Consider the following 14,777-nt stretch of genomic DNA (forward strand, 5'->3'; position numbering starts at 1 on the left):
CTCAGCCCTCGCCCAGCAGCTTGCCGTCCGAGGTCTCGAACTGCTGCTTGAAGGACGCGATCGCGTCGCCCACGGCCTGCAGCGTGTCGTCGGACATCTTGCCGCCCTCGACGATGCTGGTCATCAGGCCCTTGTGCTCGCGGTGCAGGAAGTCCAGCAGCTCGCGCTCGAAGCGGCGGATGTCCTCGACCGGGACGTCGTCCATCTTGCCGGTGGTGCCGGCCCAGATGGAGACGACCTGGTCCTCGGTGGAGTACGGGGCGTACTGGGCCTGCTTCAGCAGCTCGACCATGCGCTTGCCGCGCTCCAGCGAGGCCTTCGACGCGGCGTCCAGGTCGGAACCGAAGGCGGCGAACGCCTCCAGCTCACGGAACTGGGCGAGGTCCACGCGGAGCCGGCCGGAGACCTGCTTCATGGCCTTGTGCTGGGCGGAGCCACCGACACGGGAGACCGAGATACCGACGTTCAGGGCCGGGCGCTGGCCGGCGTTGAACAGGTCGGACTCCAGGAAGCACTGGCCGTCGGTGATGGAGATGACGTTGGTCGGGATGAACGCCGAGACGTCGTTGGCCTTGGTCTCGACGATCGGCAGACCGGTCATGGAACCGGAACCCATCTCGTCGGAGAGCTTGGCGCAGCGCTCCAGCAGACGCGAGTGCAGGTAGAAGACGTCACCCGGGTAGGCCTCACGGCCCGGCGGGCGGCGCAGCAGCAGGGACACGGCGCGGTAGGCGTCGGCCTGCTTCGACAGGTCGTCGAAGACGATCAGGACGTGCTTGCCCTGGTACATCCAGTGCTGACCGATGGCCGAGCCGGTGTAAGGGGCGAGGAACTTGAAGCCCGCCGGGTCGGACGCGGGGGCCGCGACGATCGTCGTGTACTCCAGCGCACCGGCCTCCTCCAGCGCCGCGCGCACGGAGGCGATGGTCGAGCCCTTCTGGCCGATGGCGACGTAGATGCAGCGGACCTGCTTCTTCGGGTCGCCGGTGCGCCAGTTGTCGCGCTGGTTGATGATCGTGTCGACGGCCAGCGCGGTCTTGCCGGTCTGGCGGTCACCGATGATCAGCTGACGCTGACCGCGGCCGACCGGGGTCATCGCGTCGACGGCCTTGTAGCCGGTCTCCATCGGCTCGTGGACCGACTTGCGCTGCATGACCGTGGGGGCCTGCAGCTCAAGGGCGCGCCGGCCCTCGGTCGCGATCTCGCCGAGGCCGTCGATCGGGTTGCCCAGCGGGTCGACGACGCGGCCGAGGTAGCCCTCGCCGACCGCGACGGAGAGCACCTCACCGGTGCGCTGCACCGGCTGGCCCTCCTCGATGCCGCTGAACTCGCCGAGGACGACCGCACCGATCTCGCGCTCCTCGAGGTTGAGGGCGAGACCGAGGGTTCCGTCCTCGAACCGCAGCAGCTCGTTCGCCATGGCCGAGGGAAGGCCCTCGACCTTAGCGATGCCGTCGCCGGCAACGCTGACCGTACCGACCTCCTCGCGCGAGGCCGCGTCCGGCTTGTACGCCTGGACAAAGTTCTCCAGCGCGTCCCGGATCTCCTCCGGCCGGATCGTGAGCTCCGCCATCTGGGTTCCCTGCTCTCCTTGTTGGGCCCGAAGTATTTCTTCTCCGGAGGCTGGGTTCCGCAGCGGTGCTGCGGGCCCCCGGAGGACACCGTCGGCCCAACTCGGGCCGTCAGTCATGCTCTTGAGTTGGTGGCTGTCAGCCGGCCGTCATCCGACGGTCCGCCTCGGCGAGACGGTCCGCGATGCTGCCGTTGATGACCTCGTCGCCGATCCGCACCTGCACACCGCCGATGAGCTCGGGGTCGATGTCCAGGTTGAGGTGGACACGGCGCCCGTACAGCTTGGCGAGCGCGTCGCCGAGGCGCTGCTTCTGGGCATCGCTCATCGGCACCGCGGAGGTGACCACTGCGACCACACGGTCCCGGCGGTCCGCGGCCAGCTTGGAGAGGGCGTTGAGCCCCGCCTCCAGGCTACGGCCCCGCGGCTGTGCCACAAGACGGACAACGAGACGCTCGGTGACCGGATTGGCCCGGCCCCCCAGCAGCTCGCTCACCAGCCCGGCCTTGGCCGAGCGGTTCGCGACCTTGTCCGTCAGCGCGGCCCGCAGCTCGGAGCTGGAAGCGACGATGCGGCCGAAGCGGAACAGCTCGTCCTCGACGTCGTCCAGGACACCGGCGCGGTCGGCGGCGATGAACTCGGCGCCGGAGGCCAGCTCCTCGATCGCGTCCACCAGGTCGCGCGAGCGCGACCAGCGGGAACGGACCATCCCGGAGACCAGGTCGGCGCACTCGCCGCCCACCTGGCCGCCGAGCAGACGCCCGGCCAGCTGGGACTTGGCCTCGCCCGCCTGGGCGGGGTCGGTCAGGACCCGGCGCAGCGAGACCTCGCGGTCCAGCAGCGCGGTGACCGCGGCGAGGTCGCCGGCGAGCTTCGCCGCGTCCACGGAGGTGTTGTCCGCCAGCGCGTCGAGGCGCTCACGTGCGGAGGCCTGCGCCTCCCGGCTCGCTCCACTCATCGGTTCGCCTCTGCCTTCGTCGCACCGGCCGCCGCCTTGGCCTCGAGGTCGTCGAGGAAGCGGTCGATGGTCCGGCTCTGCCGGGCCGCGTCCGCGAGGGACTCGCCGACGATCCGGCCGGCCAGGTCGCCGGCGAGCTTGCCCACGTCCTGGCGGAGCGAGGCCGAAGCGGCCTTGCGGTCGGCCTCGATCTGGGCGTGCCCGGCAGCGATGATCTCCTCGCGCTGACGCTCACCCTCGGACCGCATCTCTACGATCATCGACGCACCCTGCTCCTGCGCCTCCTGGCGCATGCGGGCGGCCTCATGGCGGGCGTCGGCGAGCTGGGCCCGGTAGTCCTCGAGCACCTGCTGGGCCTCGGCCTGGGCGGCCTCGGCCTTCTCCATGCCGCCTTCGATGGCCTCGCGGCGCTCGTCCAGAGTCGAGTTGATCTTCGGGAGGAGCTTCTTGCCGAGGAAGATGAAGACGATGGCGAAGGCGATCAGGCCGATGACGAGCTCTGGGAGCGGGGGCAGGAGCGGGCTTTCCAGCTCCCCCTCACTCGCCAGGACTGCCAGGGGATTCACATCAATGCCTTCCGTCGAAAACAGTGGTCGTCAGACGGTGATCAGGAGGACGGGTAGACGAACGGCATGACCAGACCGATCAGGGCGAGCGCCTCACAGAAGGCGAAGCCGAGGATCTGGTTGGCGCGGATCAGGCCGGCGGCCTCGGGCTGGCGGGCCAGGGCCTGGGTGCCGTTACCGAAGACGATGCCGACGCCGACGCCGGGGCCGATCGCGGCGAGGCCGTAGCCGATCGAGCCGAGGTTGCCCTTGATCTCGACACCAGCGGCGATGGTCTGGAGAGCAGCAGACATGCTCGTTCTTCCTTCTCTTTCACGAACCGGTGGGGGTTGGCCACCGGACGACTGTTGGTCTGGGGAGCGGGGGTGCTCAGTGGTGCTCTGCGAGCGCGCCCTGGACGTAGTTGGTGGCCAGCAGCACGAAGACGTACGCCTGGACGGCCTGGATGAACAGCTCGAAGGCGGTCATCACGATGGTCATCACGAAGGAGACGCCGGCGTAGGCGATACCGATCCCGTTCAGCAGGTACCAGCTGGCGATGGTGAACATCAGGATCAGCAGGTGACCGGCGAACATGTTGGCGAAGAGCCGCACCGCGTGGGTGAAGGGCCGGATGATCACGTTCGAGAAGAACTCGAGGACCACGGCGAGCGGGAGGATCGGGCCGAGCGACTTGTCGTAGCCGACGATGTTCTTCAGGCCGCCGACGAAGCCGTGCTTCTTGAACGTCAGGTACATCCACAGGACGTAGACGATGAGGGCGAGCGCCGCCGGGAAGGCGATGATCGACGTCACCGGGAACTGGGCGACCGGAATGATCGACCAGAGGTTCATGATCCAGACGAAGAAGAACAGCGAGACCATGAAGGGGACGTACTTCTCGCCCTCCTTCTTGCCGAGCGAGTCGTAGACGATGCCGCGGCGCACGAAGTCGTAGCCCGCCTCACCGACCATCTGCAGCTTGCCGGGGACCACCTTGGCCCGGCCGAAGGCCGCCCAGAAGAAGCCGATGACGATGACCGTCGTCAGCACGGCCAGCAGCATGGGCTTGTTGAACTCGATGCCGCCGACGGTGAAGAGCGGCTCGAACAGGAACGAGTGGAGGCCCGGGGCTGGGAAGCCGCACCCATCGAAGATGTGGCAATCGGTCTCGAAGGCGAGCATCTGGTCAGCACTCACCGCGAGCTCCTTCAGCGTGGCGCATAGGTACGGCAACCTCGTTGTGTCGGCGCGGCGCACAGCCGCGGAACGGCACTGGACTGGTCTTGCGGATGGGGGGGCGGGTGATCGGCGCGGGGCCGGTCGCGGGCATCAGCTGCATGGACTGCCGATTCCGTCCCGGGAAACTCGGGTGTTCAGCTGCCTGCGCCCACTGTGCCTCAGATGGCACCGGACGATAGCAGGTGAGCGTCGGCACCTTTATCGCGGCCCTACCGGTCACGTCGGAGACCCGGCGGGCGCGGACTTCTTCGCCTCGGCGGATTCCGGATCGACATAAAGGATCTTGGCCTTCAGATACGCCCGGGTCTGCGCGGCAGTCCACACGAGGACCGCGCCGAGCAGCGCGAAGGCGAACGCCCGGGTGTTGAACAGCGACGTGTCCCGGAAGACCGCGAGAACGACCGCGGAGATCAGGAACTGTGTCACGTAGAGCACCAGACCCATGGCCTGGAACAGGTGCGGGAAGGACTTCGCCGTGCGCTGGAGAACGAACAGGCCCATGGCCATCACGCCGCCCGCCACGAGGGTGCCGACGACGGCGCCGACCGCACCCTTGCCGCCGGCGAGCACACCGCTCACGGCGGCGGCGACGATGCCGGCCACGGCGGTCGGGACGGCGCACTGGAAGAGTGTTCGGGCGTCGTTGGACTGCATGAAGGGTTTCTCCGGCGATGAGGTCGGAAGCAACGATTCGTCGTGGACGAGCGTATCCCCGGAAATGCTCGCGACTTGCGACGGAGGACCGCCGCACTACGGTCCTTCGGCTCCAGCACCGGGTTTCGTGAACGGTATCACAAACTATTTGATGAGGTCTTTACCTACATCGTGTGCCCGACGTCACACGCAAGGGTCACGTCGCTGGTCATAGCGCTGACGAGCCGAAAGATCTCTGATAGAGACACCGACTCGCATTTTCGCCCACATGCTTCCCCGGACCCCCGGAATGGACGCCTCCGGATGGCGTCAGCCGTTGCTGCTGATCCTCCGGGCGTGCGCGAAGCGCGAACGGTCGCCGATGGCCGTGGCCCCGTGCACCCCGGCCGGCACGGGCTCGCGCTCCTCCCCCGGCTCCACGGGCTCCGCACCGGCCGCCACGGGCTCCGCCACCGGCTCCGCACCGGCCGCCTCCGGCTCCGTGGCAGCCACCTTGCGGCGGCGGTAGCGCGGCGGCACGAACGCCTCAGCCCAGCGGGGCGCGCGCGGCTTGAAGCGCGGCAGCAGCAGGAGGACGAGACCGGCCGCGCTCAGCGCGACGATCAGCAGCAGGATCCAGGTGCTCGCCGAGTGCACGGAATAGGCGACCGTGCCGAAGGCGATGAGCCCCGACCAGAAATACATGATCAGCACCGCACGGCTGTGCGAATGGCCGATTTCCAGCAGCCGGTGGTGCAGATGACCGCGGTCCGCGGCGAAGGGCGACTGCCCGTTCCAGGTGCGCCGCACGATGGCGAGCAGCAGATCCGCGACGGGCACCGCGATCACCGTCAGCGGCAGCAGCAGCGGGATGTAGACCGGCACCGTGGCGTGCACGACCGCGCGCTCCGAACCGCCCGTGAATGCATTGAGCACATCGGGGTCGACCTGGCCGGTGATGGAGATGGCCCCCGCCGCGAGCACGAGGCCGATGAGCATCGAGCCCGAATCGCCCATAAAGATACGTGCAGGGTGCATATTGTGCGGGAGGAATCCCAGGCACATGCCCATCAGGATCGCGGCGAACAGCGTCGCGGGCGCGGCCGCCTCGACGTTGTGGCCGAACCACAGGCGGTAGGCGTAGAGGAAGAACGCGGCGGCGGCGATGCACACCATTCCGGAGGCCAGGCCGTCCAGGCCGTCGACGAAATTGACCGCGTTGATGGTGATCACCACGAGGGCGACCGTCAGCAGCGTGCCCTGCATGGGGGTGAGCCCGACCGTGCCCACGCCGGGCACCGGGATCCACAGGATCGTCAGGCCCTGGAGCACCATCACACCGGCGGCGATCATCTGGCCGCCCAGCTTGACCAGGGCGTCCACGCCCCACTTGTCGTCCAGCACGCCGAGGATCCAGATCAGCCCGGCGCCGGACAGCAGCGCCCGCGGCTCGCTGTGCAGCTCGAAGACCTTGCCCAGGTTCGACAGGTGGGCCGCCACCAGCAGGCCCGCGCACAGGCCGCCGAACATCGCGATACCGCCGAGCCGCGGCGTCGGTTCCCGGTGCACGTCGCGGGCGCGGATCTCCGGCATCGCGCCGGCCACGATCGCGAACTTCCGCACCGGTCCCGTCAGCAGATAGGTGACTGCCGCGGTGACGCACAGCGTCAGCAGGTATTCACGCACGGGCTGCCCCAGAGGTCGCGCTGGACATCACAGCCCCACACCATATTCGCGTCCGCCCCCGATCCGTGAATACAGCTGTAGACGTACGGCCACCCGCGATGGTTGCAGCCGTCAGATGTGCGCGGGATAAGGAGCGTAGAGCGGGAAGCCCGCCGCGAGCCGGGCGACCTCCCCGCGCAGGCCCCCGCCCGGCCCCGCGCCCCGCAGCGCCGCCCCGATCAGCGCGCCGATCCGGGCCATCTCCGGCTCCCGCATGCCCTGCGTCGTCACGGCGGCGGTGCCCAGCCGCAGGCCGTGCGCCGTGCCGTGGGGCAGTCCGCAGACGTCCAGGACGATGCCGGCGGAGGCGAGCCTGCCGCGGGCCGTGGCGGCCTCCTGGGCGAGCCCGGAGACGTCGGCGGTGATGATGTGCGTATCGGTGCCGCCCGTGGTCACAGTGAGGCCCTCAGAGGCCAGGACGGCGGCAAGGGCGCGAGCGTTGGCCACCACCTGATGGGCGTACGCGGTGAAGGCCGGCGCCGCCGCCTCCCCGAAGGCGACCGCCTTCGCCGCGACGGTGTGCATCTGCGCGCCGCCCTGGGAGAACGGGAAGACCGCGCGGTCGACCCGGCCCGCGAGCTCGGCACGGCAGAGGATCATGCCGCCGCGAGGGCCGCGCAGCACCTTGTGGGTGGTCGCGCACACCACGTCGGCGTACGGCACGGGGTTCGGCGCCGCTCCCCCGGCGACCAGGCCGATCGGGTGGGCGGCGTCCACGATCAGGTACGCGCCCGTCTCGTCGGCGATCTCCCGGAAGGCCGCGTAGTCGGGGTGGCGCGGGTACGAGATCGAGCCGCAGACGATCGCCCGGGGCCGGTGCTCGCGGGCCAGCGCCCGGACCTCGTCGTAGTCGATCAGGCCGGTGTCGCGGCGCACGCCGTAGCCGGTGAAGTCGAACCAGCGGCCGGAGAAGTTCGCGGGCGAGCCGTGCGTGAGGTGGCCGCCGTGCCGCAGGCTCATGGCCAGCACCTTGTCGCCCGGGCGCAGCAGGGCGGCGTAGCCGGCGAGCACCGCGGCGGAGCCGGAGTGGGGCTGGACGTTGGCGTGCCCGGCGCCGAAGAGGGCCTTGGCGCGGTCCGTGGCGATGCGCTCGGCGAGGTCGACCAGCTCGCAGCCGCCGTGGTGGCGGGCGCCGGGATAGCCCTCGGCGTACTTGTTGGCGAGCGGGGAGCCGAGGGCCGCGAGGACGGCGGGCGAGGTGAAGTTCTCGGCGGCGATCAGCTGGAGGCCGGTGGACTGCCGCTCGAGCTCGGCGAGCACCAGGCCCGCCAGCTCCGGGTCCTGGCGGCGCAGCGCGTCGAAGTCGGGACTCCAGTGGGCGTGGGGTGCTGCTGCGGTGACCGGCATGGCGCGCGCTCCGGACCTCGGTGGTGCACGGGGCATCGGAAGATGCGGTTGTGCCACCCAATGTAGGCCCGCGCCCGCGCCGGCGCAGGCGGTCAGGACCGGGCGGAGCGCCCGGTGAGTGCGGTGAGGACCGGGTCGAGGGCCTGGTTGATCTCGTCGCCGATGGAGCGGAAGAAGGTGATCGGGGCGCCGTAGGGGTCGTGGACCTCGTCGGCCTCCGCGTTCGGGGCCAGCAGCCAGCCGCGCAGGGCCGCGGCGGCCTGCACCAGGGCGCGGGCCCGCTCGACCACGCCGCCGGCCCGCTCGGGGTCCGGGAGCGTCGCGGGGTCTATGGCCCGCACCAGCCGGGTGAACTCCTTCAGCGTGAAGGTGCGCAGCCCGGCCGAGTGGCCCATGGAGATGACCTGGGCGCGGTGGTCGCGGGTGGCGGTCAGGACCAGGTCGGCGCGGATGACGTGCTCGTCGAGCAGCTCGCGGCCGGTGAACCCGTCCGGGTCGGCGCCGAGGTCGGCGAGGACCGTGGCGGCGTGCGCCTCCATCGGCGCCCCCTCGTGGCCCCAGGTGCCGGCGCTCTCCACCACCAGGCCGCCCGCGAAGGGGTCGCCGAGCCGGTCGGTGAGGGCATGGCGGGTCAGCCGCTCGGTGATGGGCGAGCGGCAGACGTTGCCGGTGCTGACGTGGAGGATGCGGAAGGTGTCGGCCTTGGCCGCCGTGTCCGGTCCCGCTATGCCACGCCCCTGCGGGGCGATCAATTCGCCACCTCGAGGTCGGGTACCACCTCGCGCAGCTGCTCGGCGCTGATCGCACCGGCGCGCAGCAGCACGGGGACCTTGCCGGTGACGTCCACGATGGAGGACGGCACGTCGGCGGGGGTGGGGCCGCCGTCGAGGTAGACGGAGACGGAGTCGCCGAGCATCTCCTGGGCGGCGTCGCAGTCCTGCGGCGCCGGGTGTCCGGTGAGGTTGGCGCTGGAGACGGCCATCGGGCCGAACTCGGTGAGCAGCTCGATGGCGACCGGGTGCAGCGGCATCCGGACGGCGACGGTGCCGCGGGTCTCGCCCAGGTCCCAGGTCAGGGACGGCTGGTGGTTGGCGACGAGGGTGAGCGCGCCGGGCCAGAAGGCGTCGACGAGCTCCCAGGCCTGCTCGGAGAAGTCCGTGACGAGGCCGTGCAGGGTGTTCGGGGAGCCGACGAGGACGGGCGAGGGCATGCCGCGGCCGCGGCCCTTGGCCTGCAGGAGATCGCCGACGGCCTCGCGGCTGAAGGCGTCCGCACCGATGCCGTACACGGTGTCGGTGGGCAGCACGACCAGCTCACCGCGGCGCACCGCGGCGACGGCCTCGCGCAGGCCGGTCTTGCGGTCGGTCGCGTCGCTGCAGTCGTATCGCCGTGCCATTAACGGACCTCCTCGTACGGGGTGAACAGGGCAGATGTCAGGGGTGCCGTCGTCACGGCATGGCCTTCCGCGCGGTGGCGAAGCGGGGGCGGTTGTTCAGGTCGGGGTGGTCGGCGGCGTCGGCCCAGCCGCGCTCCTCGGTGAAGATCCACGGGACCTGGCCGCCCTGGGTGTCGGCGTGCTCGATGACGACGACGCCGCCCGGGCGCAGCAGCCGGTGGGCGGTGCGCTCGATGCCGCGGATGGTGTCGAGGCCGTCCTCGCCGGAGAACAGGGCGAGCTGCGGGTCGTGGTCGCGGGCCTCGGGGGCGACGTACTCCCATTCGGTGAGCGGGATGTACGGCGGGTTGCTGACGACGAGGTCGACCTGGCCGTCGAGCTCGGGCAGCGCGGTGAGGGCGTCGCCGTGGTGGAGGGTCACGCGGGAGCCCTCGGTGTTCTTGCGGGCCCAGCCGAGGGCGGTCTCGTCCAGCTCGACGGCGTGCACGCGCGAGCGGGGCACCTCTTGGGCGAGGGCGAGGGCGATGGCGCCGGAGCCGGTGCACAGGTCGACGATCAGGGGTTCGACGACGTCCATGGCCCGTACGGCGTCTATGGCCCAGCCGACGACCGACTCGGTCTCGGGGCGGGGGACGAAGACGCCGGGGCCGACCTGGAGCTCCAGGTAGCGGAAGAAGGCGCGGCCGGTGATGTGCTGGAGCGGCTCCCGGGCCTCGCGGCGGGCGACGGCCTCCCAGTAGCGGGCGTCGAAGTCGGCGTCCGCGACCTGGTGCAGCTCACCCCGCTTGACGCCGTGCACGAAGGCGGCGAGCTCCTCCGCGTCGAAGCGCGGAGAAGGTACGCCGGCGTCGGCCAGCCGCTGAGTGGCTTGCGCCACTTCGGCGAGCAGCAGATTCACAGTGGTCCTCTCGCGTCTTCGTATCGTCGTCCCCGGCCTGGGACGGCCCCGGGGCGGGGCCGTTCCGGCGGTCGCGGACGGGCTTGCGGTCTGCGTCAGCCCGCGGCAGCGAGCTTGGCGGCGGAGTCGGCGTCCACGCACGCCTGGATCATCGGGTCCAGCTCGCCGTCGAGCACCTGGTCCAAGTTGTACGCCTTGAAGCCGACGCGGTGGTCCGAGATGCGGTTTTCCGGGAAGTTGTACGTCCGGATCTTCTCGGAGCGGTCGACGGTGCGCACCTGGCTGCGGCGGGCGTCGGCGGCCTCGGCCTCGGCCTTCTCCTGGGCCGCGGCGAGCAGCCGCGAGCGCAGGATGCGCAGGGCCTGCTCCTTGTTCTGGAGCTGGCTCTTCTCGTTCTGGCAGGAGGCGACGACGCCGGTCGGCAGGTGGGTGATGCGGACCGCGGAGTCGGTGGTGTTGACGGACTGGCCGCCGGGGCCGGAGGAGCGGTAGACGTCGATGCGCAGATCGTTCATGTTGATCTCGACGTCGACCTCCTCGGCCTCGGGCGTGACGAGCACGCCGGCGGCGGAGGTGTGGATACGGCCCTGCGACTCGGTGGCCGGCACGCGCTGGACGCGGTGGACGCCGCCCTCGTACTTCAGCCGGGCCCACACGCCCTGGCCGGGCTCGGTGGCGCCGTTGCCGCCCTTGGTCTTCACCGCGACCTGGACGTCCTTGTAGCCGCCGAGCTCGGACTCGGTGGAGTCGATGATCTCGGTCTTCCAGCCGACGCGCTCGGCGTAGCGCAGGTACATGCGCAGCAGGTCGCCGGCGAACAGCGCGGACTCGTCGCCGCCCGCACCGGCCTTGATCTCGAGGATGACGTCCTTGTCGTCGCTGGGGTCGCGCGGGACGAGGAGCAGGCGGAGCTTCTCGGTGAGCTCCTCGCGCTGCTTCTCCAGGTCCTTGACCTCGGCGGCGAAGTCGGGGTCGTCGGCGGCGAACTCGCGAGCGGTCTCGATGTCGTCCCCGGCCTGCTTCCAGGAGCGGTAGGTCCCGACGATCGGCGTCAGCTCGGCGTAGCGCTTGTTGAGCTTGCGGGCGTTGGCCTGGTCCGCGTGCACGGCGGGGTCGGCGAGCCGCTTCTCGAGGTCGGCGTGCTCGCCGATCAGTTCCTCGACTGCCTCGAACATGGGGTTTCCCTAGCTGCTGGAAGTGACGGGCCTGCTGGACGACAAAGCGCCGGTCCGGTCGCCCTCGCATACGGGAGGGCGACCGAGGACCGGCGCCTGCGGGTCGCTACTTCTTGGCAGCGGCGGCCTTGCCGAAGCGGGCCTCGAAGCGGGCCACGCGGCCACCGGTGTCGAGGATCTTCTGCTTGCCCGTGTAGAACGGGTGGCACTCGGAGCACACGTCGGCACGGATGGTGCCGTCGTTGACGGTGCTACGCGTGGTGAACGAGGCGCCACAGGTGCAGCTGACCTGGGTCTCGACGTACTCCGGGTGGATGTCGCGCTTCAAGGGGTTCTCCTAGGTTCGGGAGGGCTCCGGGTCGTAGAGGCGGGATTGCCTTACGTGAACCGGGGCCGACGGACCAGTTTGCCAGTACTGGCCGCATCCCCCAAAACGGGAGGTCGCGGCCCGTTATTCCCAAGGGGTCCGATGCCTGGTCAGCGGGGGTCCGGCGGCCGTGCGGCGGAGTGCCGTCCGGCGCCGGGGATCACTTGACGACGTCCTCGGCACCCGTCTTCGCGCCCGCGCCGTCCTGAATGGCGGACTCCGGGATGGGCCGGTCCGAGCGGAGCGCGGTCCAGATCTGCTCGCTCGCCTCCGTCAGCGGGATCACCCGGTTGCGGTCGGCGGGGTCGTCGCCCACCGGCAGCGTCACCATGTGCATGTCGCCGGAGCCGATGCCCTTGAGGCCGTTGGCGAAGGAGTACAGCTTGTCGACCGAGGCCAGCTCGCGGTCGGTGGTGAGCGCCTTGGTGGCGGTGTCGGCGATCCCGTAGAGCTTGGTGGGGCTGGTGAACAGGCCGACCTGCTTGACCTGGTCCAGCAGCGCCTTGATGAACGACTGCTGGAGCTTGATCCGGCCGAGGTCGCTGCCGTCGCCGACGGCCTTGCGGGTGCGGACGAGGCCGAGGGACTGCTCGCCGTTGAGCTTGTGGGTGCCGGCCTCGAGGTCGAGGTGGCTCGACTTGTCGTGGATGGCCTTGGTGGTGGTGACCTCCACGCCGCCCAGCTTGTCGATGAGCTTCCGGAAGCCGGCGAAGTCGACCTCCAGGTAGTGGTCCATGCGGATCTTCGTCATCGCCTCGACGGTCTTGACCGCGCAGACCGCGCCCCCGATGGAGTACGCCTCGTTGAACTGCCCGCGCTTGACCGCAGGGCTCGTCCTGCCCTCGGAGGTTTTGCACTCGGGGCGGGCGACGATGGTGTCGCGCGGGATCGACACGACACTGGCCTTCTTGTGACCCGCGTAGACGTGCACGATCATCGCCGTGTCGGAGCGGGAGCTGCCTTCGTCCCTGCCGTACTTGCCGTTGTCGCCGGCCCGGGAGTCGGAGCCGAGGACGAGGATGTCCTGCGAGCCGTTGTCGACGTCGTCCGGCCGGTTCTTGCCCAGGGCCGCGTTGATGTCGACGCTGCTGAGGTTCCCGTTGAACTTGTAGTAGAGGAATCCCGCACCGGCGCCGCCCGCGAGGACCACACCGGTGGTCGTCCAGGCGGCTATTCGCCAGCCCTTGCGGCGGGGACGGGCCTTGCGGCGCCGGCCACGGGTCCCCCCGGCACGGCGGCGGTGCGAACCCGCTGACGTGCCCATGCTCTCGTCGGCCATGCGCTCCTCAGTCCTCCACGGTCTCCGGGCGTCGCCCCGGCTGTCCCCCCTGCGCTGATTGACGGGGAAGTCTGCGACAGGGTTGCACAGCGTTTTCTGAGGACTGTCTTAGAAATGCCCCTCCGGGCGGAGCGGCCGGCGATCACTACTACCCCTCGCCACCTGCGATTTCGGCCAAATGCGGGGCAATGATTCCGGCCAGTGCGGAGCCGCGCGGCTGTGGCGCAGATCTCAGAATGTCACAGGAAGATCACGGCGGGAGGCGGCGGGGGAACGTCCCGGGAAGGGACGGACAGACGGTGGAGGAAATGGCGGAGGAAACGGTGGAGGAAACGGTGGAGGAAACGGCGGAGGCCCCCCGCCACCGGGGTGACGGGGGGCCTCCTGGAGCCGCGGGGATGCGGATCAGTCGTTGCCGTTGCCCGAGGAGGGCGTGGTCTTCGCGATCTGCATCAGGAACTCGGCGTTCGACTTGGTCTGCTTCATCTTGTCGAGGAGCAGCTCGATGGCCTGCTGCGAGTCGAGCGCGTGCAGCACCCGGCGCAGCTTCCAGACGATCGCCAGCTCCTCGCCGCCCAGGAGGATCTCCTCCTTGCGCGTACCCGAGGGGTCCACGTCGACGGCGGGGAAGATGCGCTTGTCGGCGAGCTTCCGGTCGAGCTTGAGCTCCATGTTGCCGGTGCCCTTGAACTCCTCGAAGATCACCTCGTCCATGCGCGAGCCGGTCTCGACCAGCGCGGTGGCCAGGATGGTCAGCGAGCCGCCGTCCTCGATGTTGCGCGCGGCACCGAAGAACTTCTTCGGCGGGTAGAGCGCGGTCGAGTCGACACCACCGGACAGGATGCGGCCCGAGGCCGGGGCGGCCAGGTTGTAGGCGCGGCCCAGACGGGTGATCGAGTCCAGCAGGACGACCACGTCGTGACCCAGCTCCACGAGGCGCTTGGCGCGCTCGATGGCCAGCTCGGCGACGGTGGTGTGGTCCTCGGCCGGGCGGTCGAAGGTCGAGGAGATGACCTCGCCCTTGACCGACCGCTGCATGTCGGTGACCTCTTCCGGACGCTCGTCGACCAGGACGACCATCAGGTGGCACTCGGGGTTGTTGGTGGTGATCGCGTTGGCGATCGCCTGCATGATCATGGTCTTACCGGTCTTCGGCGGGGCCACGATCAGACCGCGCTGGCCCTTGCCGATGGGGGCGACCAGATCGATGATCCGGGTCGTCAGCACGCCCGGGTCGGTCTCCAACCGCAGGCGGTCCTGCGGGTAGAGGGGGGTGAGCTTGTTGAACTCGGGGCGCCCGCGGCCGGATTCGGCCGACATGCCGTTGGCCGAGTCAAGGCGGACAAGGGCGTTGAACTTCTCGCGCCGCTCGCCGTCCTTCGGCTGCCGCACCGCACCGGTGACGTGGTCACCCTTGCGCAGGCCGTTCTTGCGGACCTGGGCGAGGGAGACGTAGACGTCGTTCGGGCCCGGCAGGTAACCGGAGGTACGGATGAACGCGTAGTTGTCGAGGATGTCCAGGATGCCCGCGACGGGGATCAGGACGTCGTCCTCGGAGACCTGCGGCTCGTTGCCGAAGTCGTCGCGGCCACGACGGCCACGGCGGTCGCGGTAGCGGCCGCGGCGGCCGCGGCGGCCACCC

The 14,777-nt window shown here is 70.0% G+C and carries 15 protein-coding genes; all 15 read right to left on the bottom strand.

What is annotated here, in order from left to right:
- Position 1 precedes the first annotated feature (1 nt).
- Positions 2-1,573, bottom strand: coding sequence for a F0F1 ATP synthase subunit alpha (gene atpA, locus V7793_RS12590; RefSeq protein ID WP_168096505.1), 1,572 nt, complete (start codon positions 1,571-1,573; stop codon positions 2-4).
- A gap of 136 nt (positions 1,574-1,709) precedes the next feature.
- Entirely contained in the window at positions 1,710-2,528 is an 819-nt protein-coding gene (locus tag V7793_RS12595; RefSeq protein ID WP_336005754.1) for a F0F1 ATP synthase subunit delta, read from the bottom strand.
- The gene (locus tag V7793_RS12600) at positions 2,525-3,094 is read right to left on the bottom strand and encodes a F0F1 ATP synthase subunit B (protein WP_256789681.1); all 570 of its coding nucleotides are present in this window, start codon (positions 3,092-3,094) and stop codon (positions 2,525-2,527) included. The genes V7793_RS12595 and V7793_RS12600 overlap by 4 nt, the downstream gene beginning before the upstream one ends.
- Before the next feature lie 41 nt (positions 3,095-3,135).
- Positions 3,136-3,387 carry an ATP synthase F0 subunit C gene (gene atpE, locus V7793_RS12605; protein WP_030367998.1) on the bottom strand — a complete coding sequence of 84 codons (252 nt, stop codon included), beginning with the start codon at positions 3,385-3,387 and terminating at the stop codon, positions 3,136-3,138.
- A gap of 76 nt (positions 3,388-3,463) precedes the next feature.
- Positions 3,464-4,273 (bottom strand): F0F1 ATP synthase subunit A, encoded by an 810-nt coding sequence (atpB, locus tag V7793_RS12610; protein ID WP_063278443.1) that lies wholly within the window; start codon positions 4,271-4,273, stop codon positions 3,464-3,466.
- A 258-nt stretch (positions 4,274-4,531) separates the two neighbouring features.
- Complete coding sequence (locus tag V7793_RS12615) at positions 4,532-4,969, bottom strand: hypothetical protein (RefSeq protein ID WP_336005764.1); 438 nt, start codon at positions 4,967-4,969, stop codon at positions 4,532-4,534.
- Between the two features lie 309 nt (positions 4,970-5,278).
- Positions 5,279-6,634 carry an MraY family glycosyltransferase gene (locus V7793_RS12620; protein WP_336005767.1) on the bottom strand — a complete coding sequence of 452 codons (1,356 nt, stop codon included), beginning with the start codon at positions 6,632-6,634 and terminating at the stop codon, positions 5,279-5,281.
- A 111-nt stretch (positions 6,635-6,745) separates the two neighbouring features.
- Positions 6,746-8,020, bottom strand: coding sequence for a serine hydroxymethyltransferase (gene glyA / locus V7793_RS12625; protein ID WP_336005770.1), 1,275 nt, complete (start codon positions 8,018-8,020; stop codon positions 6,746-6,748).
- A 92-nt stretch (positions 8,021-8,112) separates the two neighbouring features.
- A complete protein-coding gene (locus V7793_RS12630) occupies positions 8,113-8,772 on the bottom strand; it encodes an arsenate reductase/protein-tyrosine-phosphatase family protein (protein ID WP_168096083.1) in 660 nt (219 codons plus the stop codon).
- On the bottom strand, positions 8,769-9,416 hold the full coding sequence (locus V7793_RS12635; protein ID WP_058046287.1) for an L-threonylcarbamoyladenylate synthase: 648 nt from the start codon (positions 9,414-9,416) through the stop codon (positions 8,769-8,771). The genes V7793_RS12630 and V7793_RS12635 overlap by 4 nt, the downstream gene beginning before the upstream one ends.
- Before the next feature lie 52 nt (positions 9,417-9,468).
- Complete coding sequence (prmC, locus tag V7793_RS12640; protein WP_179082668.1) at positions 9,469-10,314, bottom strand: peptide chain release factor N(5)-glutamine methyltransferase; 846 nt, start codon at positions 10,312-10,314, stop codon at positions 9,469-9,471.
- A 95-nt stretch (positions 10,315-10,409) separates the two neighbouring features.
- Positions 10,410-11,489, bottom strand: a complete 1,080-nt coding sequence (gene prfA, locus V7793_RS12645) for a peptide chain release factor 1 (protein WP_190022139.1) — start codon at positions 11,487-11,489, stop codon at positions 10,410-10,412.
- A 106-nt stretch (positions 11,490-11,595) separates the two neighbouring features.
- Positions 11,596-11,817: a 50S ribosomal protein L31 gene (rpmE, locus tag V7793_RS12650; protein WP_168091417.1), complete on the bottom strand. Its 222-nt coding sequence runs from the start codon at positions 11,815-11,817 to the stop codon at positions 11,596-11,598.
- Between the two features lie 199 nt (positions 11,818-12,016).
- The gene (locus tag V7793_RS12655; protein WP_336005778.1) at positions 12,017-13,135 is read right to left on the bottom strand and encodes an LCP family protein; all 1,119 of its coding nucleotides are present in this window, start codon (positions 13,133-13,135) and stop codon (positions 12,017-12,019) included.
- Positions 13,136-13,540: 405 nt separating this feature from the next.
- On the bottom strand, positions 13,541-14,777 hold a 1,237-nt coding region (rho, locus tag V7793_RS12660; RefSeq protein WP_336005780.1), incomplete at its 5' end, for a transcription termination factor Rho.

This window comes from Streptomyces sp. KLMMK, from assembly GCF_036961605.1.
Lineage (GTDB): Bacteria > Actinomycetota > Actinomycetes > Streptomycetales > Streptomycetaceae > Streptomyces > Streptomyces telluris.

Excerpts from the sequence above, each read along its gene's own strand:
- atpA (WP_168096505.1), bottom strand. The coding sequence starts at position 1,573 with ATGGCGGAGCTCACGATCCGGCCGGAGGAGATCCGGGACGCGCTGGAG.
- V7793_RS12595 (WP_336005754.1), bottom strand. The coding sequence starts at position 2,528 with ATGAGTGGAGCGAGCCGGGAGGCGCAGGCCTCCGCACGTGAGCGCCTC.
- atpE (WP_030367998.1), bottom strand. The coding sequence starts at position 3,387 with ATGTCTGCTGCTCTCCAGACCATCGCCGCTGGTGTCGAGATCAAGGGC.
- V7793_RS12615 (WP_336005764.1), bottom strand. The coding sequence starts at position 4,969 with ATGCAGTCCAACGACGCCCGAACACTCTTCCAGTGCGCCGTCCCGACC.
- glyA (WP_336005770.1), bottom strand. The coding sequence starts at position 8,020 with ATGCCGGTCACCGCAGCAGCACCCCACGCCCACTGGAGTCCCGACTTC.
- V7793_RS12635 (WP_058046287.1), bottom strand. The coding sequence starts at position 9,416 with ATGGCACGGCGATACGACTGCAGCGACGCGACCGACCGCAAGACCGGC.
- prfA (WP_190022139.1), bottom strand. The coding sequence starts at position 11,489 with ATGTTCGAGGCAGTCGAGGAACTGATCGGCGAGCACGCCGACCTCGAG.
- V7793_RS12655 (WP_336005778.1), bottom strand. The coding sequence starts at position 13,135 with ATGGCCGACGAGAGCATGGGCACGTCAGCGGGTTCGCACCGCCGCCGT.